This is a genomic window from Streptococcus sp. Marseille-P7376, assembly GCF_902460385.1.
Taxonomy (GTDB): Bacteria; Bacillota; Bacilli; order Lactobacillales; family Streptococcaceae; genus Streptococcus; species Streptococcus sinensis.
The window spans coordinates 10,963-37,305 of record NZ_CABPTS010000021.1 but is presented as its reverse complement, the minus strand read 5'-3'; the positions used below and the strand labels follow the sequence as shown (position 1 = coordinate 37,305).

The 26,343-nt window shown below is 44.7% G+C and carries 21 protein-coding genes and 2 pseudogenes; 21 read left to right on the top strand and 2 right to left on the bottom strand.

Annotated elements, in window-relative coordinates:
• The first annotated feature begins 342 nt into the window (after nt 1-342).
• The 13 genes and pseudogenes from FZ952_RS09515 (at nt 343) to recG (ending at nt 13,952) form a co-directional block, all read left to right on the top strand.
• Nucleotides 343-609, top strand: a complete 267-nt coding sequence (locus tag FZ952_RS09515) for an ACT domain-containing protein (protein WP_148881496.1) — start codon at nt 343-345, stop codon at nt 607-609.
• Nucleotides 610-620: 11 nt separating this feature from the next.
• The gene (locus FZ952_RS09510) at nt 621-1,958 is read left to right on the top strand and encodes a PFL family protein (protein ID WP_148881495.1); all 1,338 of its coding nucleotides are present in this window, start codon (nt 621-623) and stop codon (nt 1,956-1,958) included.
• A gap of 79 nt (nt 1,959-2,037) precedes the next feature.
• Nucleotides 2,038-2,427 carry a hypothetical protein gene (locus tag FZ952_RS09505; protein WP_148881494.1) on the top strand — a complete coding sequence of 130 codons (390 nt, stop codon included), beginning with the start codon at nt 2,038-2,040 and terminating at the stop codon, nt 2,425-2,427.
• A gap of 54 nt (nt 2,428-2,481) precedes the next feature.
• Nucleotides 2,482-3,177: pseudogene (locus tag FZ952_RS09500) on the top strand (histidine phosphatase family protein).
• Nucleotides 3,178-3,659: 482 nt separating this feature from the next.
• Nucleotides 3,660-3,827, top strand: a pseudogene (locus FZ952_RS09495) (UTRA domain-containing protein); the annotation flags it as partial.
• Nucleotides 3,828-3,840: 13 nt separating this feature from the next.
• A complete protein-coding gene (gene manA, locus FZ952_RS09490; RefSeq protein WP_148881493.1) occupies nt 3,841-4,782 on the top strand; it encodes a mannose-6-phosphate isomerase, class I in 942 nt (313 codons plus the stop codon).
• Nucleotides 4,783-4,797: 15 nt separating this feature from the next.
• Entirely contained in the window at nt 4,798-5,418 is a 621-nt protein-coding gene (locus FZ952_RS09485; RefSeq protein ID WP_148881492.1) for a hypothetical protein, read from the top strand.
• 255 nt (nt 5,419-5,673) lie between these two features.
• Nucleotides 5,674-8,190, top strand: coding sequence for a preprotein translocase subunit SecA (gene secA / locus FZ952_RS09480; RefSeq protein ID WP_148881491.1), 2,517 nt, complete (start codon nt 5,674-5,676; stop codon nt 8,188-8,190).
• 13 nt (nt 8,191-8,203) lie between these two features.
• Entirely contained in the window at nt 8,204-9,235 is a 1,032-nt protein-coding gene (locus FZ952_RS09475; RefSeq protein ID WP_062200643.1) for a 3-deoxy-7-phosphoheptulonate synthase, read from the top strand.
• A gap of 1 nt (nt 9,236) precedes the next feature.
• Complete coding sequence (locus FZ952_RS09470; protein WP_148881490.1) at nt 9,237-10,268, top strand: 3-deoxy-7-phosphoheptulonate synthase; 1,032 nt, start codon at nt 9,237-9,239, stop codon at nt 10,266-10,268.
• A gap of 102 nt (nt 10,269-10,370) precedes the next feature.
• On the top strand, nt 10,371-10,733 hold the full coding sequence (gene acpS, locus FZ952_RS09465) for a holo-ACP synthase (protein WP_148881489.1): 363 nt from the start codon (nt 10,371-10,373) through the stop codon (nt 10,731-10,733).
• Nucleotides 10,723-11,829: an alanine racemase gene (gene alr / locus FZ952_RS09460; RefSeq protein ID WP_148881488.1), complete on the top strand. Its 1,107-nt coding sequence runs from the start codon at nt 10,723-10,725 to the stop codon at nt 11,827-11,829. Before acpS ends, alr begins: the two co-directional genes overlap by 11 nt.
• A 107-nt stretch (nt 11,830-11,936) precedes the next feature.
• Complete coding sequence (gene recG, locus FZ952_RS09455; RefSeq protein ID WP_148881487.1) at nt 11,937-13,952, top strand: ATP-dependent DNA helicase RecG; 2,016 nt, start codon at nt 11,937-11,939, stop codon at nt 13,950-13,952.
• Between the two features lie 438 nt (nt 13,953-14,390).
• Here recG and FZ952_RS09450 read toward each other — a convergent pair whose 3' ends face one another.
• A complete protein-coding gene (locus tag FZ952_RS09450) occupies nt 14,391-15,353 on the bottom strand; it encodes an asparaginase (protein ID WP_148881486.1) in 963 nt (320 codons plus the stop codon).
• Between the two features lie 66 nt (nt 15,354-15,419).
• Here FZ952_RS09450 and FZ952_RS09445 point away from each other — a divergent pair, with 66 nt between their 5' ends.
• Nucleotides 15,420-16,805 (top strand): Cof-type HAD-IIB family hydrolase, encoded by a 1,386-nt coding sequence (locus FZ952_RS09445; RefSeq protein WP_148881485.1) that lies wholly within the window; start codon nt 15,420-15,422, stop codon nt 16,803-16,805.
• A gap of 166 nt (nt 16,806-16,971) precedes the next feature.
• Here FZ952_RS09445 and FZ952_RS09440 read toward each other — a convergent pair whose 3' ends face one another.
• The gene (locus FZ952_RS09440; RefSeq protein ID WP_148881484.1) at nt 16,972-17,427 is read right to left on the bottom strand and encodes a universal stress protein; all 456 of its coding nucleotides are present in this window, start codon (nt 17,425-17,427) and stop codon (nt 16,972-16,974) included.
• Nucleotides 17,428-17,959: 532 nt separating this feature from the next.
• On the opposite strand from FZ952_RS09440, the gene FZ952_RS09435 reads away from it, so the two are divergent.
• From FZ952_RS09435 to gatB, 7 genes are all read left to right on the top strand, one after another.
• Nucleotides 17,960-19,174, top strand: coding sequence for a pyridoxal phosphate-dependent aminotransferase (locus tag FZ952_RS09435; protein WP_148881483.1), 1,215 nt, complete (start codon nt 17,960-17,962; stop codon nt 19,172-19,174).
• 256 nt (nt 19,175-19,430) lie between these two features.
• Entirely contained in the window at nt 19,431-20,219 is a 789-nt protein-coding gene (gene codY / locus FZ952_RS09430; protein WP_062200631.1) for a GTP-sensing pleiotropic transcriptional regulator CodY, read from the top strand.
• The gene (locus FZ952_RS09425) at nt 20,219-20,776 is read left to right on the top strand and encodes a cysteine hydrolase family protein (protein WP_062200629.1); all 558 of its coding nucleotides are present in this window, start codon (nt 20,219-20,221) and stop codon (nt 20,774-20,776) included. Before codY ends, FZ952_RS09425 begins: the two co-directional genes overlap by 1 nt.
• Nucleotides 20,777-21,086: 310 nt before the next feature.
• Nucleotides 21,087-22,823, top strand: coding sequence for an aspartate--tRNA ligase (gene aspS, locus FZ952_RS09420; protein ID WP_148881482.1), 1,737 nt, complete (start codon nt 21,087-21,089; stop codon nt 22,821-22,823).
• 203 nt (nt 22,824-23,026) lie between these two features.
• Nucleotides 23,027-23,329, top strand: coding sequence for an Asp-tRNA(Asn)/Glu-tRNA(Gln) amidotransferase subunit GatC (gene gatC, locus FZ952_RS09415; protein WP_002896305.1), 303 nt, complete (start codon nt 23,027-23,029; stop codon nt 23,327-23,329).
• Nucleotides 23,329-24,795, top strand: a complete 1,467-nt coding sequence (gene gatA / locus FZ952_RS09410) for an Asp-tRNA(Asn)/Glu-tRNA(Gln) amidotransferase subunit GatA (RefSeq protein ID WP_148881481.1) — start codon at nt 23,329-23,331, stop codon at nt 24,793-24,795. Before gatC ends, gatA begins: the two co-directional genes overlap by 1 nt.
• Complete coding sequence (gene gatB / locus FZ952_RS09405; RefSeq protein ID WP_148881480.1) at nt 24,795-26,228, top strand: Asp-tRNA(Asn)/Glu-tRNA(Gln) amidotransferase subunit GatB; 1,434 nt, start codon at nt 24,795-24,797, stop codon at nt 26,226-26,228. Before gatA ends, gatB begins: the two co-directional genes overlap by 1 nt.
• Nucleotides 26,229-26,343 lie beyond the last annotated feature (115 nt).

Sequence of the window (26,343 nt, the reverse complement as noted above, 5' to 3'; positions counted from 1 at the left end):
TGTTGGTTTTGTGTACACTTTTTACACTAAACTTTAGCTCAAAAAAAGACAATTTCCTTCGTTTGACATATGGAACTCAAACTATTTTTCATCAAATACCTTGATATACTTGACAAATGGTAGAAAAGGACTAATATCTGTAATTTTTTGGACAAAAACTGGAAATCTGACTGACAGAAAGAGTGTTAATCGCTCTAATTAATATTAATTTTTCAAGAACTTGTTTATGACTGCTTTTACATAAGGTTTTATGCAAAATTTGAAGCCTTGATTTCTGCAAATTCATGCAAAATCTATTCATTTATGCTACAATATTAGCAATAAATATGATTGGAGCAAACGATGAAAGCGATTATTACGGTTGTTGGAAAAGATAAGACGGGGATTGTGGCCGGTGTATCTACTAAAATTGCAGAATTAGGCTTGAATATTGATGATATTTCTCAGACTGTTTTGGATGAGTTTTTTACGATGATGGCAGTTGTTTCAAGTGAAAAAAAACAAGATTTTGCAGCGCTTCGTAGTGAATTTGAGGCCTTTGGTCAGACGCTCAATGTCAAAATCAATATTCAAAGTGCAGCGATTTTTGACGCTATGTACAATATCTAAGGAGAGGGCGCATGGATATTAGACAAGTTACAGAAACCATTGCCATGATTGAGGAGCAGAATTTTGATATTCGGACTATCACCATGGGCATTTCACTCTTAGACTGCATCGATACAGATATTGAGCGGGCAGCGGACAAGGTGTACCAAAAGATTACGACCAAGGCTAAAGATCTGGTGATGGTCGGAAATGAAATCGCAGCTGAGCTGGGAATTCCCATCGTCAACAAGCGGGTGTCTGTTACCCCGATTTCCCTGATTGGGGCAGCTACGGACGCAAAGGACTATCTGCCTCTGGCTCATGCTCTGGATCGGGCAGCAAAAGAAATCGGTGTGGACTTCATCGGTGGCTTCTCGGCCTTGGTCCAAAAGGGCTATCAAAAAGGCGATGAAATCCTCATTAATTCCATTCCGCGGGCTTTGGCTGAGACAGACAAGGTCTGCTCCTCTGTCAATATCGGCTCAACCAAGACTGGCATCAATATGACGGCAGTTGCGGATATGGGACGGATTATCAAGGAAACAGCCCAGCTTTCTGACATGGGTGCGGCCAAGCTGGTCGTCTTTGCCAATGCGGTAGAGGACAATCCTTTCATGGCAGGCGCCTTTCACGGTGTCGGTGAAGCAGATGTGGTCATCAATGTTGGTGTTTCTGGGCCAGGTGTTGTCAAGCGAGCCTTGGAAAAGGTCCGTGGTGAGAGCTTTGACGTTGTGGCTGAAATGGTCAAGAAAACGGCCTTCAAAATCACCCGTATCGGCCAGTTGGTCGGTCAGATGGCCAGCGAGCGTCTGGGCGTTAAGTTCGGGATTGTTGACTTGAGTCTGGCTCCAACACCGGCGGTCGGTGATTCAGTGGCCCGTGTCTTGGAAGAAATGGGCTTGGAAACAGTCGGTACTCATGGTACGACAGCGGCGCTTGCCCTGCTCAATGACCAAGTCAAAAAAGGCGGTATCATGGCCTGCAACCAGGTCGGCGGTCTGTCTGGTGCTTTCATTCCTGTTTCAGAGGACGAGGGCATGATTGCTGCTGTGCAAAATGGCTCGCTCAATTTAGAAAAGCTAGAAGCTATGACGGCTATCTGCTCGGTCGGTTTAGATATGATTGCCATTCCAGAGGCAACGCCTGCTGAAACCATCGCAGCCATGATTGCGGATGAAGCGGCGATCGGTGTCATCAATCAGAAGACGACAGCTGTACGGATTATTCCAAAAGGCAAGGAAGGTGATATGATTGAATTTGGCGGGCTCTTGGGAACAGCTCCGGTCATGAAGGTCAATCAGGCTTCGTCAGCTGCCTTTATCGCGCGTGGCGGTCAAATTCCAGCGCCCATTCATAGCTTTAAAAATTAAACTGAGCAATCACTGGGTGCTGCTAACTGGCTCTTTTCAACTCCCCTTTCGAATAAAATAGCTGGAAAGGAGATTTTCTATGTATAAGTTGCAATCAATTGAAGAGTATGGCACGACTCGGGTTCTCATCTTGGAAAATGTGGACACTGGACGTCAGGAGCGCTGTTTTGATGATTCATTGCTTTTGGATTTCAATAATTTTGAATTTATGAAAGTCGGCAATTCTTACCAATGCAAGATTTTACTGGTTGGGAAAGTTGATTCGGCAGGAGAACTGTTCACCTATTTGGGGAAGGAGCGGGTTGGCAGCAAAAATTTACTGAAATTGGCAGGGCCAGATCAGTCGCTTTATTACTTGGACGAGGGCGGAGTCTGGTATACTTTGCAAGAAAATCAGTCGCTTATGGTTAGTTATTCCCGCAAGGATTTGATTCAGGTAGAGGAGACTATTCATCCCAGTCTGCGCTAGTTTGATGTTGAAAGGCAGGGCTGCCATCATTTCAAGGGGAATTTAGGAGAGAATATGACAAAGACAAGACTGTTTATTATCCGCCATGGCAAGACCATGTTTAATACCATTGGCCGAGCTCAGGGCTGGTCGGACACACCGCTGACAGCGGAAGGTGAACGCGGGATTCATGAGTTGGGTATTGGGTTGCGGGAGTCTGGCTTGGAATTTGTAAAAGCCTTCTCCAGTGATTCAGGTCGCACGATTCAGACTATGGGGATTGTTTTGGAAGAGTTATAACTAACGGACAAGATTTCTTATCGGTTTGACAAGCGCATCCGGGAATGGTGTTTTGGTAGTTTTGACGGTGCCTATGGTGGAGAGTTTTTTCACGGGGTCATTCCGCGGGTGCTGGATACAGATGATTATAAAGAACTGAGCCTGCCGGATTTAGCAAATGGCTTGGTTGAAGTGTATACAGCTGGCTGGGCTGAACCTTGGGAACAGCTTAGTGGTCGGATTTTAGAAGGGTTTACTGCTATCGCCCAAGATGTGAAGGCTGCTGGCGGGGGCAATGCTTTGGTTGTCAGCCATAGTATGACCATTGGGACTTTTACCTATCTGATTGACGCAGCCATTACCAAAAATCCTGGTGTCCAAAATGGTAGCGTGACAGTTGTCGAATATGAAAAGGGGCAATTTACGCTGCAGGTCTTGGGAGATATGTCCTACCGTGAAATTGGTGCCAAGATTCTGGATATGCAAGAATAGCCGAGGAGAAAGTGAAAAGCAATGATTTAATAGGATTTTCTGAAACCGAGGCAGGTGGACTATTTGATAAGCACTTCTCATTTGGTTTGCAAGCTGCAGCGGCTGAGTCTGCTCTGGGCTGTTTTGCTTAGTTTTCAGCTTCATTATGAGAAGAGTAGATTAGTACATCATTGATTGTCATAAATTGAATGCAAGTTTAGCTATGCTAGGCTTGTGTTTTTATTTCTCAAAAGTATACTTTAATAAATGAAAAGTATAGACATTTAAAAAAAGAAGAGGCAGATTTTTGGTATAATGGCTTGGACGGTAGGCGTACTGGACAAACAGACAGAGTCTGTATTATAATAAGATTAAGAAAAAAGAAGCAGAAGAGAGCTTGGCCAAAGTAAAATATGAAGAAATAGCCGATGTTCTCTGAGATAAAATTACTCAATAGCCTCCTTGTTGCCTACTCAATCGAAACTTGCAAAAGGGGTTGGCGCCAGCCAGATGACTATGATCAAAAGTACCTAAACTGTTCGGTTTCCGATCCTGTTTTGCAAGTGGAACAGGCTGTCTATCTGGAAAATGGCCGGCCGATTGAATATTCAAGAAGTCGTAATCGTTTCGACACCAAAGGCTATTCCTTATTGGATGTAAAAAATATTTAAGGAGAATGTTGTTATGTCAGAACCATTATTTTTACAGTCTGTGATGCAGGAGAAGATTTGGGGCGGCACTAAGCTGCGCGATGTCTTTGGCTATGAGATTCCTAGCGACCATGTGGGCGAATACTGGGCTATTTCAGCTCATCCTAATGGCGTGTCAACTGTCAAGAATGGACGCTTTGCCGGTCAGAAGTTAGATGCTCTCTATGCCGAGCATCGTGAGCTCTTTGGCAATCGTCCAGAGCCTGTCTTTCCGCTTTTGACGAAGATTTTAGATGCCAATGACTGGCTCAGTGTTCAGGTCCATCCTGATGATGCTTATGGACTAGAGCATGAAGGCGAACTTGGCAAGACTGAGTGCTGGTATGTTATCGCTGCAGACGAAGGAGCAGAGATTATCTACGGTCACAATGCCAAGAGCAAGGAAGAGCTGCGCCAGCAAATCGAGAGCAAGGACTGGGATCATCTTCTGACCAAAATTCCGGTCAAAGCTGGTGACTTCTTCTATGTTCCAAGTGGAACCATGCATGCCATTGGCTCAGGGATTCTGATTTTAGAGACTCAGCAGTCTAGCGACACAACCTATCGGGTCTATGACTTTGATCGCAAGGACGATGCTGGTAATCTTCGTGAGCTGCATTTGGAGAAATCGATTGATGTTCTGACTATCGGTGAGCCAGCCAATAGCCGTCCTGTTACCATTCAGGCAGATAGTTTGATTTCTACTCTTTTGGTGGCCAATGACTTCTTTGCTGTTTACAAGTGGGACATTGCTGGTTCTGTTGAGTTTAAAAAGACAGCAGATTACAGTCTGTTTAGCGTCTTGGAAGGTGTTGGCGAGCTGGAAGTTGATGGAACAGTTTGTCCTCTTGAAAAAGGGGAGCATTTCATCCTGCCAAGCGACGTCAAAGAATGGACTTTGTCTGGCGACTTGCAGCTGATTGTCAGCCATCCCTAGAGAAAGGCGGATTTTGTGCTTGATAAGGTAAGAGAAACAAGTGTTGATGAAGATATTCTTGATTTCTTGAAGTATGTCTATTTTGGTGATTTTTCAAATCCTATCGAAGCAGCAAGCGGGCGGGCCTATCTTGATATGAACAGAACGCTAAGACTGAAGCCGTTGCCAGATGATATTAGGCTAATGTTACGACGAAAAGTAAACTTAATATTTGCAGAAGAGCTACCTAAACTCTCCTTGAAGGACATTCCCGATCAAGATTCTTTTGATTCTTGGCACCAAAATGTAAGCAATCAAATGAAAAGGATTTACTTAGACAATGGGGTTGTGTTTACATATGGCCATGCACAAAAATGGCTCAATATGACCATCAAGTATTTATATATGCTTGAAACGACTTCATTTGATGAAGTGTTTGAGTATTTGCATGTTCCGTTGGATAACTATGTTTTTGACATTGCTAGCAGTAATCTGGATATAGAAAGACCAAAGCAACCTTGGAGTCGCTGGGATGATTATGATCATCAGTATTTAGCTTATCAAAAAGTAATTAGAAAAAAGATTTCGCAGGGTAGTCCTTTACGCTGGGAATTCAGATATTGGCTAAAAGCAGTACAAGGTATAGAAAAGGACTAGCCGATCTTGTGCTCTGTGGAATGATTGATGTTAGAGAAACGCATGAAAAGATTCTTAAAACAGATTTCATGCGTTTTTATTATGGTTTCAAACCATTCTTATCATTTGAAAGCGGGATGAAAAATGCAGTTAAAGATTGAAATGACTGTGTTTTTTTGTCTTCTTACTCCTTCTTTCATTCTTGAAAGATATAGGGAAACGTGCTATAATGAGAAGAAACATTCAAAAACAGAACACAAACAAGTAAGGGAAAAAATGGCTAATATTTTAAGAACAATCATTGAAAATGATAGAGGAGAATTAAGAAAATTAGAGAAAATGGCAGATCGGGTCATTGCTTATGAAGATACAATGGCTGCGATGACTGATGAAGAACTGCAAGCAAAGACAGCAGAATTCAGAGAGCGTTGTGCGAAAGGCGAAAGTTTAGATGATCTTTTGTATGAAGCTTTTGCAGTTGTCCGAGAAGGTGCTAAGCGCGTTCTTGGGCTCTTTCCTTATAAAGTGCAGATTATGGGGGGGATTGTCCTCCACCACGGAGACGTTCCGGAAATGCGTACAGGAGAAGGAAAGACTCTGACCGCAACGATGCCGGTTTATCTGAATGCTCTTGCAGGAAAAGGTGTACACGTTGTCACTGTCAACGAATATCTGACAGAGCGGGATGCAACTGAAATGGGTGAGCTGTATTCTTGGCTAGGTCTTTCGGTTGGGATTAACCTAGCGGCTAAATCTTCTATCGAGAAGAGAGAAGCCTATGCTTGTGATATTACTTATTCAACCAATGCGGAGATCGGTTTTGACTATCTGCGTGACAATATGGTCGTTCGTGCTGAAAATATGGTTCAACGTCCGCTTAATTACGCCTTGGTTGATGAGGTGGACTCAATCTTGATTGACGAGGCCCGTACGCCCCTGATTGTATCTGGTCCAACCTCTTCTGATACAAATCAGCTTTATCACATGGCGGATCATTATGTAAAATCTCTTGCTAAAGAGGACTACATCATTGATGTTCAGTCTAAGACCATTGGCCTTTCGGATTCTGGTATCGACAAAGCTGAGAGCTATTTCAAGTTGGAAAATCTTTATGATATTGAAAATGTTGCTCTGACTCACTTTATTGACAATGCCCTTCGAGCCAACTACATCATGCTTTTGGATATTGATTATGTAGTCAGTGAGGAGCAAGAAGTCTTGATTGTTGACCAGTTTACCGGTCGGACGATGGAAGGACGCCGGTATTCAGATGGTCTGCACCAAGCAATTGAAGCAAAAGAAGGTGTGCCAATCCAAGATGAAACTAAGACCTCAGCTTCTATCACTTATCAAAATCTTTTCAGAATGTACAAGAAGCTCTCTGGAATGACCGGTACAGCAAAAACAGAAGAAGAAGAGTTTCGTGAAACCTACAATATCCGAGTAATTCCAATCCCTACGAACCGTCCTGTAGCTCGGATTGACCATCCAGATTTGCTCTATCCAAGTCTTGAATCCAAGTTCAAAGCAGTCGTTCAAGATGTAAAAGCACGTTATGAGAAAGGCCAGCCGGTTCTTGTCGGTACGGTTGCCGTTGAAACCAGTGATTTTATTTCTAAAAAATTAGTTGAAGCTGGTGTGCCTCATGAAGTTTTGAATGCCAAAAATCACTACAAAGAAGCGCAAATTATCATGAATGCTGGCCAGCGCGGTGCTGTAACGATTGCGACCAACATGGCCGGACGTGGTACTGATATCAAGCTGGGTGAGGGTGTGCGTGAGCTGGGTGGACTTTGTGTCATCGGTACAGAGCGTCACGAAAGCCGCCGGATTGACAATCAGTTGCGCGGACGTTCAGGGCGTCAGGGAGACCCAGGTGAATCTCAGTTTTATCTGTCACTTGAAGATGAGCTGATGCGTCGTTTTGGTTCTGAGCGAATCAAGGCTCTGCTTGAGCGGATGAACCTCAGTGAAGAAGAGTCTGTTATCAAATCTCGGATGCTGACTCGTCAAGTTGAAGGCGCTCAAAAACGGGTTGAAGGAAATAACTATGACACCCGGAAGCAAGTCCTTCAATATGACGATGTCATGCGCGAACAGCGGGAAATTATCTATGCAGAACGCTACGATGTGATCACTGCCAATCGTGATTTGAGTCCTGAGATCCATGCTATGATTAGACGGACAATTGATCGGATCGTAGATGGCAACAGCCGCGCTGAAGCGAGCGAAAGGCTTGCAGCTATCCTGAATTTTGCTAAGTACAATCTGGTCTCAGAAGATTCTATTTATGAGAGTGATTTAGAAGGAAAATCAGACCAAGAAATCAAAGATTATCTATTTGAGCGTGCCTCAGAAGTTTATGATAACCAAATTGCAAAACTGCGAGATGAAGAATCCGTACGTGAATTCCAGAAAGTTTTGATTTTGCGTGTAGTAGACAGTAAGTGGACAGACCATATTGACGCACTTGATCAATTACGTCAGGCTGTAGGACTTCGTGGATATGCTCAAAACAATCCGGTTGTTGAGTACCAAGCAGAAAGTTTCCGTATGTTTAATGCGATGATCGGTTCCATTGAATTTGATGTGACGCGTTTGATGATGAAAGCACAGATTCATGAGCAAGAGCGTCCGCGTACAGAGCACAATATCAGTACAACAGCTACTCGGAATATTTCTGCTAAGATCCCGAATCTTCTTAAAGATATAGATTTGTCTAAAGTTAAGCGAAATGATCTTTGTCCATGCGGTTCAGGAAAGAAATTTAAGAATTGTCATGGCCGTAAGTAGTTAAGGAGAGAAGATGGCATTTAAAGCAACTAGTCAACCAATCAACGTAGCAGAAGTGCGTCAGCTTGCAAAGCTAGAAGGCGATATTTTATCCCGTAAGCAAGAGCGTGATCGTCAATTGGAAGCCATTATCCGTGGCGAGGATGACCGGATTCTTTTGGTTATCGGACCTTGTTCTTCAGATAATGAAGAAGCTGTTTTGGAATATGCCAAGCGTCTCTCTGCTCTTCAAGAAGAAGTCAAAGACCGTATTTTTATGGTGATGCGGGTTTATACAGCTAAACCACGTACCAATGGTGACGGTTATAAAGGATTGATTCACCAGCCCAATGCGACAGCAGCACCTAGTCTAATCAACGGCATTAAGGCGGTTCGCAACCTGCATTATCGCGTGATTTCAGAAACTGGCATGACGACGGCTGACGAGATGCTTTACCCTGAAAACCTTCCTTTAGTGGATGATTTGATTTCTTATATGGCGATTGGAGCTCGCTCTGTTGAGGATCAGCAACATCGGTTTGTAGCCAGTGGGGCAAGTTTTCCGACTGGTTTGAAAAATCCAACTTCTGGTAATCTCAATGTTATGTTCAACGGCATCTATGCTGCCCAAAACAAGCAGAGTTTTCTTTTCTTAGGCCAAGAGGTTGAAACCAGTGGCAATCCCCTTGCTCATGCGATTTTGCGGGGCTCTATCAATGAATATGGGAAAAATATTCCTAATTACTATTATGATAACCTGTTAGATACAATTGCGCAGTATGAAAAGATGGGGCTGGAAAATCCTTGCATTATTATTGATACCAATCATGATAATTCAGGCAAACGGTATATGGAACAGGTTCGGATTGTCCGTCAAACCTTGATTAATCGTGATTGGAATGAGAAAATCAAGTCGGCTGTTCGAGGTTTTATGATTGAATCTTATTTGGAAGACGGCCGTCAGGATGAGCCAGAAATTTTTGGAAAATCCATTACGGATCCGTGTCTGGGCTGGGACAATACAGAAGTATTGGTCCGCGAGATTTATGAAACATTGGGGCAATAATATGGTATTTATCGAAAAAGGACAGAGAATTGATATTGAGCAAATCAAGTCAAAAACGAGACTGAGCGGCCAAGCTTTAGCCAACAAAAATAAAAGAGATCAGGAGCTTGCTAGGATTCTCAGCGGTCAGGATAATCGCATTCTCCTAGTAATCGGTCCTTGTTCTTCTGATAATGAAGATGCTGTTTTAGAATATGCCCGCCGTCTGTCTGAACTGCAGAAAAAGGTGGAGGACAGAGTCTTTATTGTGATGCGGGTATATACTGCCAAACCGCGTACTAATGGTGACGGCTATAAGGGCTTGGTTCACCAGCCAGACACCTCGAAAGCACCTAGCCTTATTAATGGGATTCAAGCAGTTCGTCAGCTACACTACCGTGTGATTACGGAAACTGGTCTGACAACTGCGGACGAGATGCTTTATCCTACCAATTTGAGACTGGTGGATGATTTGGTTAGCTATCACGCAGTTGGAGCTCGCTCAGTGGAGGATCAAGAACACCGCTTTGTAGCCTCAGGAATTGATGCGCCGGTTGGGATGAAAAATCCAACTTCTGGTAACTTGGGAGTAATGTTCAATGCGATTTATGCTGCTCAGAATATGCAAACCTTCCTCTTCCACAATCAAGAAGTAGAGACTTCTGGAAATCCGCTGGCTCATGCAATTCTCCGCGGCTCCATTGATGAATATGGCAAAAACCGCCCAAATTTCTATTATGAAATTTTGTTAGATGCTATTGCTAACTATGAAAAATTAGGCTTGGAAAATCCTTTTATCATTATTGATACCAATCATGATAATTCAGGCAAACGGTATATGGAGCAAATTCGGATTGTCCGTCAAACCCTTATCAATCGTGCTTGGAACGAGAAAATCAAACAAACGGTTCGAGGTTTTATGATTGAGTCTTATCTGGAAGACGGACGGCAAAATGAGCCTGAAGTCTTTGGTAAATCTATCACTGACCCTTGCCTAGGCTGGGACAATACTGTCCAGCTGATTGAAGAAATTTATGATGCTTTAGCTAAATAAAAAGTGAAAGGAAGACAGGGGTTTTCAGTTTGAAATCAACTGTCTGAAAGGATAAACTCAGCTGGGAATCGGCTGAGTTTTCTCGCATTACTCAAGAGAAATATGATTAAAGGACATGGAATTGATTTAGAGGAAGTATCCTCTATTGAGCGGGCCTATAGCAAGAATTCTCGCTTTGCCCAGAAAGTATTGACACCAAGAGAATTTTCCCGCTTCGAAGAATTGAAAGGGAAAAGGAAAATGGAGTATCTAGCCGGTCGTTGGTCAGCAAAAGAAGCTTTTTCCAAGGCCTGGGGAACGGGGATTGGGAAAGTGACCTTCCAGAATTTGGAAATCTTGAATAATCAACAAGGAGCTCCCTACTTTAGCCAATCACCTTTTGATGGCAAGGTCTGGGTATCCATCAGTCATGCAGGTAATCAGGTTATTGCTAGTGTTATTTTGGAGGAAGAAAATGAAAGCTAGTCAGCATAGACCCAGCCAAGCTGTTGTCGATCTATCAGCAATTTACTTTAATATTGAACAAATTATAAGTCATATACCAGAAGAAGTTGAAAAGTGGGCTGTTGTCAAGGCGAACGCCTATGGACATGGAGCAGTTGCCGTATCAAAATATATAGACCCTATTGTAGATGGTTTTTGCGTTTCTAATGTCGACGAAGCTTTGGAGCTTCGCGAAGCTGGACTCAGCAAAAAAATCTTGATTTTGGGAGTGTCTGAAGTGGATGTAGTTCCCTTAGCTATTGAAAAGGAAATTACCTTAACGGTGGCTGGTTTAGAATGGTTGGATCTGTGCTTAAATAGGCAGAGCGATCTGTCTGGGCTGACTGTTCATATCAAAGTTGATTCTGGGATGGGCCGGATTGGTTTTCGCTCTGGCAAAGAAGTTCGAGAGGCCATTCATCGTTTGCAGGGAGCGGGTGCCTTTGTAGAAGGGATTTTTACCCATTTTGCAACGGCCGATGAGATAGAGACTGCCAATTTTTCAGCTCAGTTAAGTCGTTTTGAAGAAATTTTAAGTGAGTTAGATTTCCTGCCGCCGCTTGTTCATGCTAGCAACTCAGCAACTACTCTTTGGCATAGTGAAACAATTATGAATGCTGTTCGTCTGGGAGATATCATCTACGGGCTTAATCCTAGCGGACGAGTGCTGGAGTTGCCCTATGAGGTCAAACCAGCTTTAAGCTTAGAATCAGCCTTGGTTCATGTCAAAGAAATTCAGGCGGGTGCCCATGTTGGTTACGGAGCCACTTATACCAGTAGCGGTCAGGAATGGATTGGCACCCTTCCTCTAGGTTATGCGGATGGCTGGACACGGGATATGCAGGGCTTTGATGTCTTGATCGATGGTCAGCGCTGTCCTATTGTCGGCCGGGTTTCCATGGATCAGATCACAGTGCGCCTGCCTCGGGCTTATCCCCTTGGCACGCCGGTTGTTTTGATTGGAAATAGCGGAGCGGAGACCATTACGGCGACAGATGTGGCCGAAAAGCGTGGCACCATTAACTATGAGGTGGTCTGCCTGATTAGCGACCGCGTACCGAGGGTCTATAAAGACTAAGGGGAGAGATGAAGGGAAGCGCTTGAAGTAATTGATAATGTTCTAGCTTGCTTCCTCCCTTGTCTGTGATTTTAGCACCGTACAGTATCAGAACTGAAAGAGGAATTATGAATTTACACCAACCTTTGACGGTTCTGCCTGGTGTGGGACCGAAATCAGCAGAAAAATTTACCAAGCTGGGCTTAGAGAGTTTGCAGGATTTGCTGCTTTATTTTCCCTTTCGCTATGAGGATTTTAAGAGCAAGAATGTCCTAGACTTGGAGGAGGGAGAAAAGGCAGTTGTTTCTGGTCAGGTTGTGACCCCAGCCAATGTCCAGTATTATGGCTACAAACGCAATCGCCTGCGTTTCACAATCAAGCAGGGAGAAGTCGCGATTGCAGTCAATTTTTTCAATCAGCCTTATTTAGCAGACAAGATTGAAGTGGGGGCTAGCATAGCCGTTTTTGGTAAGTGGGACAAAGCCAAGGCTAGTCTGACTGGCATGAAGCTTCTGGCTCAGGTCGAAGACGACTTACAGCCGGTTTATCGAGTGGCTCAAGGGATTAGTCAGGTCAGTCTAGTCAAGCTGATTAAGACAGCCTTTGACCAAGGTCTGGATCAGTTATTAGAGGAAAATCTTCCTCCTGTCCTTCGGGAGCGCTATCAGCTTTTGGGTCGTACTCAAGCTGTGCGGGCTATGCATTTTCCTAAGGATTTGGCGGAATACAAGCAGGCCCTGCGTCGAGTCAAATTTGAAGAACTTTTTTATTTTCAGATGCAGCTGCAGGTTCTGAAGCATGAGACCAAAGATGTCAGCCAGGGACTGGCTATCCCTTGGCAGGAAAAAATGCTGGCTCAAAAGAAGGCTGCCTTGCCATTTTCTCTGACAGAAGCTCAGGAGCGGAGTCTGGAAGAAATTCTCAGTGATTTGCAATCGCCTGGTCATATGAACCGCCTCCTGCAGGGAGATGTTGGCAGTGGTAAGACCGTGGTGGCTGGCTTGGCCATGTATGCGGCCTATACGGCTGGTTACCAGTCGGCTTTGATGGTTCCGACAGAAATCTTGGCTGAGCAGCATCTGGATAGCCTGACTCAGCTCTTTCCTGAGCTGAATTTGGCCCTCCTGACTGGTGGGATGAAAGCCGCTGAACGTAGGGAGACCTTGGCTGCAATAGAGTCGGGGCAAGTAGATATGGTGGTCGGCACCCATGCCTTGATTCAGGAAGGGGTGGTTTATCATCGACTGGGTCTGGTCATTATTGATGAGCAACATCGTTTTGGGGTGGACCAGCGCCGGATTTTACGGGAAAAGGGAGACAATCCTGATGTCCTCATGATGACGGCTACGCCTATTCCTCGGACTCTGGCTATTACAGCTTTTGGCGATATGGACGTCTCCATCATTGACCAGATGCCGGCTGGTCGCAAGCCTATCATCACCCGCTGGGTCAAGCACGAACAGCTGGAAGTGGTCTTAGACTGGATGAAAAAAGAGCTGGCCAAGGGGGCTCAAGTCTACTTTATTTCTCCTTTGATTGAAGAATCAGAGGCATTGGACTTGAAAAACGCGATTGCTCTAGAGGAAGAGCTCAAGGCCTACTTTGCCAATCAGGCTCAGGTGGCTCTCCTCCACGGTCGCATGAAAAATGACGAAAAAGAAGCCATTATGCAAGACTTCAAGGTCGGGAAAACAGATATTCTAGTGTCGACTACAGTTATTGAAGTCGGGGTCAATGTTCCAAATGCGACCATCATGGTTATCATGGATGCTGACCGCTTCGGTCTCAGCCAGCTTCATCAATTACGGGGGCGGGTTGGCCGAGGTCACAAGCAGTCTTATGCCGTGCTAGTTGCCAATCCCAAGACGGAGTCTGGGAAGCAGCGCATGAAAATCATGACGGAGACCACAGATGGCTTTGTTCTCGCTGAGGAAGACCTCAAGATGAGAGGTTCTGGTGAAATTTTCGGTACCCGCCAGTCCGGTATCCCAGAGTTTCAGGTGGCGGACATCGTGGAGGATTATCCGATTTTGGAAGAAGCGCGCAAGGTAGCCAGCCAGATTGTGGCGAATCCCAACTGGCGGCAAGATGCCAATTGGCGCCTGATTGCCCGATATTTGGAGCTTCGGGATTATCTAGACTAAAGGAAACAATGAGAAACCTAGGACGAAGAACTTCCTAGGTTTTTATGCGTCTTAGCAAGTCCAGTTTTTGAGGATTCGCTCGGAAAAGTGATCGGGCGAAGTGAAGAGGTGTGAGTGTCGTAGCTTTTAACCAAGTGCATGGTTGAGTCTAGAGCTATGGTTGTCGGGACAGGAGCATGACACTTATCTTAAGCTTTCTGCAAGAAAATTCTAAGCCTTCCTTAAGTTTTCGGAATTATAATGACAGCATTAAAAGAAACGAGGTAGCAAGATGAAAGTAGAAGTTAAAGTCAACTATAAAAAAGAATTTAAAAAAGGAGTAAAAGGAGTTCCGAGTTATGGTTATTGACTATCTCAGTAAAATAGCAGAGTCTATATTTCAGCTCTTTATCTAATCAAAATAAGCCAGTCACAAAAGCATGACAGGCTTATTTGGTCTTATCCTTCAATATAGTCTTTTAATTCTTGACCAGTTAATCCAGCGTTGAGAGCGATTAGCAATTTGATGCGGGCTTTTGGGGCATTAAGCTCCTTGACAAACATGACTCCAGCTTGGTGTAGCTTAACGCCGCCCCCCTCATAAGCATAGACAGGTTCGGCAATGCCGTTGAAGCAACGTGAGACTAGGGCGATGGGAAGACCTGCTTTTGCCATCTCTGTTAATTTTTCAGCAGCTTCTCTCGGTAGATTGCCAGCGCCAAAGGCTTCAATAATCAGACCGTCTAGCTTTGGCAAATCTAGCATATCTAGGAGTTCTGTCTTCATACCGGCATAGGCTGGAATGATGGGGACAAGCCCAGAAATGCTGTTCAGGTCAAAACGAACGCGGGGCTCTGCTGTTTTGAAATAGAGGATTTCTTGCTTCATAACGAGACCTAAAGGGCCGTGCGTCGGAGTTTGAAAGGTGCTGACATTCGTGGTATGGGTTTTGGTGACATATTTGGCAGCATGGACTTCGTCATTCATGACGACCAAGACTCCCTTGCCACGGGCTTTCTCGTCGCTGGCAACTCGCAGAGCGGTTAGGTAATTATAAACCCCGTCACTGCCTAATTCATTAGAACTCCTCATGGCTCCGGTCAGGACAACAGGAATGTCAGGCAGATCCATGGTATCGAGGAAGTAGGCCGTTTCCTCCAGAGTATCTGTCCCGTGGGTAATGACCACTCCGTCGTAGTGATCAGCATCAGACTTTATTTTTTTGTAGAGTTCCAGCATGTGCTGGGGAGTGATGTGAGGGCTGGGGATATTGAAGAAATCAAGCACGGCCGCTTCAATGTCGCTTAAAGGCACGGCTACATGGTTCATGGGATTGTCCTGGCTGCTATTGACAGCACCGCTTCCGTCTGCCTGCATGGAAATGGTCCCGCCAGTGTGTAAAACTAAAATTCGCTTATTCATAGATGAGCTTCTCCGTGAATTGTGTTATAATTTATTGTATCATAAAAGGAAAGAATGAGAAAATCAATGGAAGTAAAAGCCGTCTTTTTTGATATCGATGGGACACTGGTCAATGACAGTCGAACAGTTTTGAAATCTACAGAACAGGCTATTCAGAGTTTAAAGGAACAAGGGATTTTGGTCGGTTTAGCAACAGGCCGCGGTCCTTTCTTTGTCAAACCTTTTATGGAGCAGCTGGATTTAGATTTTGCGGTGACCTATAATGGCCAGTATATTTTTGCAAAAGACAGGGTGATTTCTGCTACGCCGATTGACAAACAAAGCCTGCGCGATTTGATTGCCTACGCTAAGAAGCACCGGAAGGAAATTTCCTTTGGAACAGCAGAGGCTATGCAAGGTTCAAAAATCATGACTTTTGGCATGAGTTCCTTTTCTCAGTGGGCCAGCCAGTTTATCCCTAAGAAAATGGCGCGAACGGTTAGTCGCGGTTTTAATAAAGTTATCGGCAAGGCGCTGCCTCAGCAGGAGAAGGAGCTCTTACAGTTGATTCAAGAGCCGATCTATCAAGTGCTTATATTGGCAGATCCAGCCGAAAGTCAAAAGATTGAAGCGGATTTTCTGCATTTGAAATTTACTCGGTCGAGCCCCTATGCAGCGGATATTATCAATCAAGAGATGTCCAAATTGGAAGGAATTCGCCGAGTTGGCAAGGAATATGGCTTTGATATCAATCAAGTGATGGCTTTCGGGGACTCGGACAATGACTTAGAAATGCTGTCGGGGGTCGGCTTATCTATTGCCATGGGCAATGGAACCAGCTCTGTCAAGAAAGTGGCTAAGCACACGACTAGCAGCAACAGTCAGGATGGTATCCATCGCGCGCTGGAACATTTCGGTATTCTGGCAAGTGAGAAAGTCTTTGTTTCCAGCGATCATCATTTCAATAAAGTAAAGACCTTCCATGGTGTGATGGATGAATGCACGCAGGAAGAGCCAATCGCTTGGACACCAGAAGATGCACGGCATCGGGCTGATTTTAAGTTGGAAGAGCTAGTTGAATTTCTCAGAGCGGCCAGTCGTTCCGAAGCAGAATTTGATCAATCCATTTCAAGGATGCACCAGGCTTTGGATAAGGCGGCTACCAAGGTTCGCAGCAAGCGAGAGGCTGAAGTTTCGTTAGTCGGTCAAGTAGACGCCTTAATTGATACGCTTTACTTCACTTATGGCAGCTTTGTCTTAATGGGAGTGGATCCCGAGCGGATTTTCGATATTGTCCATCAGGCTAATATGGGGAAAATTTTCCCGGATGGAAAAGCGCATTTTGACCCAGTAACGCATAAGATTCTGAAACCGGATGACTGGGAAGACAAATACGCTCCAGAGCCTGCAATTAAACGAGAACTAGAGCGGCAGATTCAGGCTTATCAGCGCAACAAAAGCCACGACAAGTAAGCCAAAAACAAAAAAATATTTGGTGCTGAACAATTATAAATATATAGAAACTGAACAGGAGCCTAGTCAGAATAGCAAAAAAGACCTGAGATTTGATTTTACAATGCTCATCTCAGGTCTTTTAAAATGCTCCGTGTTTGAAGAGAAATGGAGTAAGGATGGTCACTTACAGAGTCTTTTCCTTATCTCTAACAACTAGCAAATCCACTTTGGCATGACGCAGAATGTATTCTGATGAAGAGCCAACCAGCAAACGCTCAAAGGCGTTGAGTCCAGTGGCACCAACCATAATTAGGTCCACCTTATGCTCATCAGGAATGTCTGTAGCCAAAAGTGTTTTAGGATTTCCCATTTCGATAACGATGTCAACGTGCTTAATTCCAGCATTTTGAGCTTTTTCTTTATATTTTTCAGCCAACTTTTTGGCATCTTCCTGCAGCTCCTCATAGACGTCGGCATCAAAGGTTGAAATGCTTTGAAGAGCTCGTGTATCAATGACATGAGCAATCGTGAGGCGCGAACCATTTCTGAGTGCTACATTCACCCCTTTTTCAAATGCAAGCTCAGCTTCGTGTGAGCCATCAACAGCGACCATTATATTTTCATATTTTTGTTGAACCATGGGACTACCTCCGTTCTTTATAAGGGACACGAGAGTTTCAAAAGCAGCTGCAACGAAATCTTTGAAGCGCTAAGTGTGCTTTGGGAAAGAAAATCAGGCAGCCGTATTTTAACTCAAATTCTATTTTAATATCTCTATTGTAACCCTTTTCAGAAAAAAAGTAAAGATAGAGTAGCAATCGAGACGATAGAGATATTGATGAAGTCACCTGTTTAAAAAATGATGAAAATAACAAAATGAGCTGTTAAAAGTCAAGATTAAGCAAAATTTAAATCACAAAGATAGTCAAACAACTAAGGTTTTATAAAAAAATTACATCAGAAGAGATGTTTTCTGTAAACTAAAGTGCTATCCCCTCAAAATGTCGAAATCTATCCATCTATTTCAGAAAAGGCATGAAAAGTTTTTCTTGCTACAAAGAGCGTAAACAATATGGGAAAAGAACCACAAAGAATGACCTCTTTTTAATTTGTTGTCAATCTATTTTTCTGGTGGTATAATAAAACCATTCAGATGAATTGAGGAAAATAGGATGAAAGAATTTAATAAGTCCAGCAAACTGGAGCATGTAGCCTATGATATTCGTGGACCAGTGTTGGAAGAAGCGATGCGGATGCGGGCTAATGGAGAGAAGATTCTCCGCCTCAACACAGGAAATCCAGCTGAATTTGGTTTCACCGCTCCAGACGAGGTCATCCATGATTTGATTATGAATGCACGTGACAGTGAGGGTTATTCCGACTCCAAGGGGATTTTTTCGGCCCGCAAGGCGATTATGCAGTATTGCCAGCTCAAGAAGTTTCCAAGTGTGGATATCAATGACATTTATCTGGGAAATGGAGTCAGCGAGCTGATCGTCATGTCCATGCAGGGACTCTTGGATGATGGGGACGAGGTGCTGGTGCCGATGCCAGACTACCCGCTCTGGACGGCGGCAGTTAGTCTGGCTGGTGGGAATGCTGTTCACTATGTCTGTGATGAGCAGGCAGAATGGTATCCAGATATTGACGACATCAAGTCAAAAATCACGTCCAATACCAAAGCTATCATTATTATCAATCCTAACAATCCAACGGGGGCGCTTTATCCTAAGGATCTCTTGCTGGAGATTGTGGAAATTGCTCGCCAAAATAATCTCATTATCTTTGCGGATGAAATCTACGACCGCATGGTGATGGATGGGCATGTCCATATACCGGTGGCTAGTCTGGCACCCGACCTTTTCTGTGTCAGCATGAACGGTCTTTCCAAGTCCCACCGAATCGCAGGTTTCCGGGTCGGCTGGATGGTCCTATCGGGTCCCAAGCAGCATGTCAAGGGCTATATTGAAGGGCTCAATATGCTTTCCAATATGCGCCTGTGCTCCAATGTCTTGGCTCAACAAGTTGTCCAAACCTCGCTCGGTGGTCATCAATCTGTGGACGAATTGTTGCTTCCTGGTGGACGGATTTATGAGCAGCGCAATTTCATCTATCAGGCGATTCAGGATATTCCGGGTCTGTCGGCTGTTAAGCCTAAAGCCGGCCTCTATATTTTCCCGAAAATTGACCGAAACATGTACCGCATCGATGATGATGAGCAGTTTGTACTGGATTTCCTCAAGCAGGAAAAAGTTCTTCTTGTTCATGGCCGAGGCTTTAACTGGCATGAGCCGGATCATTTCCGGATTGTCTATTTACCTCGGGTGGATGAGCTAGCTCAAATCCAAGAAAAAATGACGCGCTTCTTACGTCAATATCGCCGTTAAATCTTTATTTGCAACAGCTCTCAGGAGCTGTTTTTTGATGAAAATTTTAGCTAATTTTTTATCTATTTTTGTTTTAAAAAGATTGGAAAGGTTCGACACTTTTCGTTATAAAATAAGCTATATCAAATTAAAAGGGTTCAAAATGAACCATTAGTTGAATTGTAGATAATTGTTCTTCAATACACAATTTTCAGAGAATTATTGAAATTTTAGTGATTTCATGCTATAATTAGAAAATCAAATACGAGGTAAATGTATGGCAAACCTATTAGAAAAAACTAGGAAAATTACTTCTATCTTGAAACGTTCAGAAGAGCAGCTTCAAGAGGAACTTCCTTATAATGCAATCACTCGCCAGCTTGCTGATATTATTCATTGCAATGCCTGTATCATTAACAGTAAGGGCCGTCTTCTAGGCTATTTTATGCGCTATAAGACCAATAATGACCGTGTGGAAGCTTTTTTCCAGGATAAGAATTTCCCGGAAGGCTATGTCCAAGAAGCGAACATGGTTTATGAGACAGAGGCCAATCTGCCTGTCACGCATGATTTGACCATTTTTCCAGTAGAAACCAAGGATGAATTTCCAGATGGGCTGACCACGATCGCGCCAATTCATGTTTCAGGGATTCGCTTGGGCTCGCTGATTATCTGGCGTAATGATAAAGAATTTTTAGATGACGACCTGATTCTGGTCGAGATTGCTAGCACAGTGGTTGGGATTCAGCTGCTTAACTTCCAGCGGGAAGAGGATGAGAAGAACATCCGCCGTCGGACAGCTGTGACCATGGCGGTTAATACCCTATCTTACTCAGAGCTAAGAGCTGTTTCAGCTATTTTAGGCGAACTCAATGGCAATGAAGGTCAGCTGACGGCTTCTGTTATTGCGGATCGTATCGGGATTACCCGCTCAGTGATTGTCAATGCTCTGCGCAAATTAGAAAGCGCTGGGATTATTGAAAGCCGCTCGCTGGGAATGAAAGGGACTTATCTGAAAGTGCTGATTCCAGATGTCTTTGATGAAATTAAAAAGAGGGACTACTAATGGCAAAAGCGCTGATTTCAATTGATTATACGGTTGATTTTGTCGCAGAGGAGGGCAAGTTGACAGCAGGAGCGCCGGCTCAGGCGATTTCTGAAGCTATTTCCCAAGTAACCGAGGCGGCATTTGATCGAGGCGACTATATCTTCTTTGCTATTGATGCCCATGATGAGAATGATGCCTTTCACCCAGAAAGTAAGCTTTTTCCGCCCCACAATATCAAGGGAACGAGCGGTCGCAATCTTTATGGCCCCTTGGCGGATTTTTATGACAAGCATCAAGCGGACTCTCGAGTCTTTTGGATGGATAAGCGCCATTATTCTGCTTTTTCTGGTACGGACTTAGATATTCGTCTGCGGGAGAGAAAGGTAGACACGATCATTTTGACAGGAGTCTTGACGGATATTTGCGTCCTGCATACGGCAATCGATGCCTATAATCTGGGTTATCAGATCCAGGTGGTAGAGCCGGCAGTGGCTTCTCTGTCAGAGGAAAATCACAAATTTGCCTTAAACCACTTGCAAAATGTTTTAGGTTCGACTATAATAAATACAATTTAAGAGTAAAAGAGAAGCAGAGTAGGCTTGCTGACTTGTACAGAGAGTGCTGATAGCTGAGAGCAGCACCAAGAAAGCAAAAACCGAAGAACATGTTTCGTAATCTTTTGTGTGATCAAGCACAAACGTCGCTCACGTTACGAGCGCAGAGGCTGCCTTTTAAGGCGGCGAATAACAGTGGTACCACGGCTTTCGTCTGTTTCAGAGACGGAAGCTTTTTGTTTTGCAAAAGGAAAAGTGGAGATACTGGAAGAAAGTTGCCAATATGCTCAAGGACAGGGCAGCTTGCAAATGGATTTGAAGGGGAAAGAATATGAAAGAAATTTTTATCGGAAACTATGGTTTAGAGCAGGTCGGACAGACCATGACCGCAACTGGCTGGGTGGCCAATATCCGCAATCACGGCAAACTAGCCTTTATTGAATTGCGGGACCGCGAGGGCTTGCTTCAGGTCTTCGTTGGCGGTGAGATTGAAGATTTTGCTAAGCTGGAAGACATTGGCAAAGAGGATGTCATTGCAGTGACAGGGCAAGTGGTTCAGCGTGAAGAGCGCTTTGTCAACAAGGCTATCAAGTCTGGTCAGGTGGAGCTTCGAGCTGAAAAGATTGAAGTCATTGCTAGCAGCAAGGTTCTGCCTTTTGAGCTGGACCAGCATGCCCATACAGGGGAAGACCTGCGCCAGAAATACCGTTACCTAGACTTGCGCCGTGAGAAGATGACCCATAACCTCAAACTGCGCCATCAGGTCACCTCAACCATTCGGGAATATTTAAACGGTTTGGACTTTTTGGAAGTGGAGACGCCTTATCTGACCAAGTCAACACCCGAAGGTGCTAGAGATTTCCTGGTGCCTAGTCGGGTCTTTAAAAATCAATTCTACGCGCTGCCGCAGAGCCCTCAGATGCTCAAGCAGTTGCTGATGGGAGCTGGCCTCGAACGCTATTATCAGATTGTTCGTTGCTTCCGTGACGAAGATTTGCGAGGCGATCGTCAGCCAGAGTTTACCCAGGTGGACTTAGAGCTGAGTTTTGCCAGCGAGGAAGAAATCCGAGCTCTGGTTGAAACTATGCTGAAGGCTGTTGTCAAGAAAACCCATGGTTTAGAGCTGACGGAAGATTTTCCGACTATCAGCTATGAAGAGGCTATGAGCCGCTTTGGTTCTGATAAGCCAGATACACGCTTTGGTTTAGAGCTAAAGAGTTTGACAGATTTGTGTCAGTCCAATGATTCGCTTCTCATCAAGAAAGCCTTGGATAACCATGAGGAGCTGATGGGAATCTGTGTGCCCGATGCAGCTAGCGCTTTTAGCAAGAAGCAGCTCAGTCATTTTTACCAAGAAATGAAGGAATTTGGCTGCAGTCGTTTGGCCAGTCTCAAGGTTGAAGATGGCCAGTTGGTTGGTGATTTGGCTAGCACCTTTGAAGCTGAAAGTCAGGAGTTGCTGGCACGTTTTGAGGCCAAAGATGGAGATCTTATCCTGCTAGTCATGGCCAAGAAGCGTCGAGCTCAGGAAGCTTTGGGACATCTGCGCATAGAAGTCGCAAAAGCTTTGGATTTGATTGACCCAAGCCAGCTTCATTTCCTTTGGGTTGTGGATTGGCCGCTGTTGGAGTGGAATGAAGACCAAAACCGCTATCAAGCCATGCACCATCCTTTCACACAGGGGATTTTTGAAGATGGACAAGAGCCAGATCAATTCCGCAGCCACGCTTACGACATCGTCTTAAACGGCTATGAGATTGGCGGAGGGAGTCTGCGGATTCATGATCGGAAGGCTCAGGAAGCGATGTTTGAACTGCTGGGCATGAGTAAGGAAGACTATGAGCGGGACTTTGGTTTCTTCCTAGAAGCCTTAGAGTACGGCTTCCCACCGCACGGCGGTTTGGCTCTGGGCTTAGATCGCTTGGTTATGATTTTGGCTGGGGAAGAAAATATCCGCCAAGTCATCGCTTTTCCAAAAAATGGTACTGGCTTTGATCCTATGCTGGAAAGCCCAAGTTTGGTGGACCAAAGACAGCTCAAAGAACTGCATTTGGAATTGAAGAATTAGCCTGAAATATGGTAAAATGAAATGATGCGAATTCCTGAAGAATAGCAGGAAGAAGCTGAAGAAAGGAGCTAGCGGATGGCAAATAAATGAGCGTCCCTGGCTTGTCAAAGTAAAGGTGAGCTGAAGCTCTGGAAATAAAAAAATCATCTCAAATTCTTATTTTCAGTCGCTAAAGCTCACATATCTTATGAAAGGAATCAGAGATGAAGATTACTCAAGAAGAAGTAAGTCACGTTGCTAAGCTGTCAAAACTGGCTTTTTCACCAGAAGAAACTGCTGAGTTTGCGACGACCTTAACCAAGATTGTTGACATGGTCGAATTGCTCAATGAAGTGGACACGGAGGGTGTACCTTTCACTTCTAATGTGGCAGCCAATATCAATTATATGCGAGAAGATGTGGCTCAGCCTGGCTGGAATCGGGAAGAGCTTTTCCAAAATGTACCTGAAAAAGAGCGGGGCTACATCAAAGTGCCTGCCATCCTAGATGACGGAGGAGATGCCTAATGACTTTTAATCACAAGACCCTTGAAGAGTTGCATGATTTGCTGGTCAAGAAAGAAATTTCTGCAGTAGAGTTAACTCAGGCGACTTTGGCAGACATCAAAGAACGTGAAGCTGCCGTGGACAGTTTCATCACTATCAGCGAAGAAGAAGCTTTGGCACAGGCTGCGGCTCTGGATGCCAAGGGCATTGATGCTGACAATCTCATGAGCGGGATTCCGCTGGCAGTCAAGGACAATATCTCAACCAAGGGGATTTTGACAACAGCTGCATCTAAAATGCTCTATAACTACAAGCCAATTTTCGATGCGACTAGCGTGGAGAAGCTCTATGGTAAGGATATGATTATCGTCGGGAAGACTAACATGGACGAGTTTGCCATGGGTGGTTCCAGCGAAAACTCTTACTTTAAGACGACTAAGAATGCTTGGGATAGCAGCAAGGTTCCCGGTGGATCATCTGGTGGTTCAGCGACAGCAGTGGCCTCTGGTCAGGTTCGTCTGTCACTGGGTTCAGATACGGGTGGTTCCATTCGTCAACCTGCTTCCTTTAACGGTGTAGTCGGCCTCAAGCCAACCTACGGACGGGTTTCCCGTTTTGGTCTCATTGCTTTTGGTTCTTCTTTAGACCAGATTGGACCGTTCTCTCAGACAGTTAAGGAAAATGCTCAGCTTCTGAATGTTATTGCTGGCAATGACCCTAAAGATTCTACATCATCACAAGAGGCAGTGCCAGACTTTACCAGCAAGATTGGCCAAGACATCAAGGGCATGAAGATTGCCCTGCCTAAGGAATACATGGGTGAGGGAATTGACAGCAAGGTCAAGGAAACGATTCTGGCAGCAGCGAAGCACTTGGAAAGTCTAGGAGCTATCGTTGAAGAAGTCAGCCTGCCCCACAGCAAGTACGGCGTGGCTGTTTACTATATCATTGCTTCCTCTGAGGCCAGCTCTAACCTGCAACGTTTTGACGGTATTCGCTATGGCTACCGCGCAGAAGGTATTGAAAATCTGGAAGATGTTTATGTCAAATCCCGCAGTGAAGGCTTTGGTGAAGAGGTCAAACGCCGGATTATGCTGGGAACGTTCAGCTTGTCATCCGGCTACTACGACGCTTACTTCAAGAAAGCTGGTCAGGTTCGGACCTTGATCATGCAGGATTTTGCTAAAGTTTTTGAAAAATACGATTTAATCTTAGGCCCAACTGCACCAACGGTAGCTTATGACTTGGGCAGTCAAAACCAAGACCCAGTGGCTATGTATCTGGCTGACCTTTTGACCATTCCGGTCAATCTGGCTGGCCTGCCGGGCATTTCAATCCCAGCTGGCTTTGCAGATGGTCTTCCTGTCGGCTTGCAGCTGATTGGGAATCACTTCGATGAGGCGACCATCTATCAGGCAGCCGCAGCATTTGAAGCGACGACTGACTACCACAAACAGCAGCCACTTATCTTTGGAGGTGAAAAATAATGAACTTTGAAACAGTTATCGGACTGGAAGTCCATGTTGAATTGAAGACCAATTCAAAAATTTTCTCACCAGCACCAGCTCACTTTGGTGAAGATCCAAATGCCAACACCAATATCATTGACTGGTCCTTCCCAGGTGTACTGCCTGTTATGAACAAGGGTGTTATTGACTATGGTATCAAGGCTGCTCTGGCTTTGAACATGGACATTCACCAGAAGATGCACTTTGACCGCAAGAACTACTTCTATCCAGACAATCCAAAAGCTTATCAAATTTCTCAGTTTGATGAGCCAATTGGCTACAATGGCTGGATTGAGATTGAGCTAGAAGACGGTACGACCAAGAAAATCCGTATCGAGCGGGCCCACTTGGAAGAAGATGCTGGAAAGAATACCCACGGCAGCGATGGCTACTCTTATGTGGACCTCAACCGCCAAGGGGTGCCGCTGATTGAGATTGTCTCTGAAGCGGATATGCGCAGTCCGGAAGAAGCTTATGCTTACCTGACAGCTCTCAAGGAAATCATCCAGTACACGGGTATTTCTGATGTCAAGATGGAAGAGGGCTCCATGCGGGTAGATGCTAATATTTCCATCCGTCCTTACGGTCAGGAAGAGTTTGGTACCAAGACTGAGCTGAAAAACCTTAACTCCTTCAACTTTGTCCGTAAGGGTCTGGCATTTGAGGAAAAACGCCAAGCAGAAATCCTACGCAGCGGTGGTCAAATCAGACAGGAAACCCGTCGTTATGATGAAGCGACTGGCGAAACCCTGCTCATGCGGGTTAAGGAAGGTTCAGCGGACTACCGTTACTTCCCAGAGCCTGATCTGCCTATCTTTGAGATTGAAGATGCTTGGATTGAGCAAGTACGCAGCAGCCTGCCAGCCTTTCCAAAAGAACGCCGTGCTAAGTATGTGGGCGACTACGGCTTGTCTGACTACGATGCCAAGCAGCTGACAGCGACGAAGGCTGTGTCAGACTTCTTTGAAGCAGCTGTTGCGGCAGGAGGCGATGCTAAATCTGTCTCTAACTGGCTCCAAGGGGAAGTGGCGCAATACCTCAATGCAGAAGGAAAGACCATCACTGAGATTGAGCTGACGCCTGAGAATCTGACTGAGATGATTGCTCTGATTGCAGACGGAACGATCTCCTCTAAGATTGCTAAGAAGGTCTTTGTCCATCTAGCTAAAAATGGTGGCTCTGCCAAAGAATATGTACAAAAAGCAGGCCTAATCCAAATTTCAGATCCTGCTCAACTTCTTCCTATTATCCAGCAAGTCTTTGCGGATAATGAAAAAGCCATCAATGACTATAAGGGCGGCAACAAGAATGCGGCTAAGTCCCTGATCGGTCAGCTCATGAAGGCCACCAAGGGACAAGCTAACCCACAAGTAGCACAAAAACTGCTCAATGAAGAGTTGGAGAAATTATAGAAATAAATGAAAACCAGTCGTAAGGCTGGTTTTTTCTGAAGAGGAAGGTTGGGTTTTGATTTTATCTTATGGGGGAAAGGTTGTTTTCTTCATTCAAATGATAAAATTGTTTTAA

Bases quoted from the DNA above. Each gene is read 5' to 3' on its own strand.
- FZ952_RS09515 (WP_148881496.1), top strand. From the start codon at position 343: ATGAAAGCGATTATTACGGTTGTTGGAAAAGATAAGACGGGGATTGTG.
- FZ952_RS09510 (WP_148881495.1), top strand. From the start codon at position 621: ATGGATATTAGACAAGTTACAGAAACCATTGCCATGATTGAGGAGCAG.
- FZ952_RS09505 (WP_148881494.1), top strand. From the start codon at position 2,038: ATGTATAAGTTGCAATCAATTGAAGAGTATGGCACGACTCGGGTTCTC.
- manA (WP_148881493.1), top strand. From the start codon at position 3,841: ATGTCAGAACCATTATTTTTACAGTCTGTGATGCAGGAGAAGATTTGG.
- secA (WP_148881491.1), top strand. From the start codon at position 5,674: ATGGCTAATATTTTAAGAACAATCATTGAAAATGATAGAGGAGAATTA.
- FZ952_RS09475 (WP_062200643.1), top strand. From the start codon at position 8,204: ATGGCATTTAAAGCAACTAGTCAACCAATCAACGTAGCAGAAGTGCGT.
- FZ952_RS09470 (WP_148881490.1), top strand. From the start codon at position 9,237: ATGGTATTTATCGAAAAAGGACAGAGAATTGATATTGAGCAAATCAAG.
- acpS (WP_148881489.1), top strand. From the start codon at position 10,371: ATGATTAAAGGACATGGAATTGATTTAGAGGAAGTATCCTCTATTGAG.
- alr (WP_148881488.1), top strand. From the start codon at position 10,723: ATGAAAGCTAGTCAGCATAGACCCAGCCAAGCTGTTGTCGATCTATCA.
- recG (WP_148881487.1), top strand. From the start codon at position 11,937: ATGAATTTACACCAACCTTTGACGGTTCTGCCTGGTGTGGGACCGAAA.
- FZ952_RS09450 (WP_148881486.1), bottom strand. From the start codon at position 15,353: ATGAATAAGCGAATTTTAGTTTTACACACTGGCGGGACCATTTCCATG.
- FZ952_RS09445 (WP_148881485.1), top strand. From the start codon at position 15,420: ATGGAAGTAAAAGCCGTCTTTTTTGATATCGATGGGACACTGGTCAAT.
- FZ952_RS09440 (WP_148881484.1), bottom strand. From the start codon at position 17,427: ATGGTTCAACAAAAATATGAAAATATAATGGTCGCTGTTGATGGCTCA.
- FZ952_RS09435 (WP_148881483.1), top strand. From the start codon at position 17,960: ATGAAAGAATTTAATAAGTCCAGCAAACTGGAGCATGTAGCCTATGAT.
- codY (WP_062200631.1), top strand. From the start codon at position 19,431: ATGGCAAACCTATTAGAAAAAACTAGGAAAATTACTTCTATCTTGAAA.
- FZ952_RS09425 (WP_062200629.1), top strand. From the start codon at position 20,219: ATGGCAAAAGCGCTGATTTCAATTGATTATACGGTTGATTTTGTCGCA.
- aspS (WP_148881482.1), top strand. From the start codon at position 21,087: ATGAAAGAAATTTTTATCGGAAACTATGGTTTAGAGCAGGTCGGACAG.
- gatC (WP_002896305.1), top strand. From the start codon at position 23,027: ATGAAGATTACTCAAGAAGAAGTAAGTCACGTTGCTAAGCTGTCAAAA.
- gatA (WP_148881481.1), top strand. From the start codon at position 23,329: ATGACTTTTAATCACAAGACCCTTGAAGAGTTGCATGATTTGCTGGTC.
- gatB (WP_148881480.1), top strand. From the start codon at position 24,795: ATGAACTTTGAAACAGTTATCGGACTGGAAGTCCATGTTGAATTGAAG.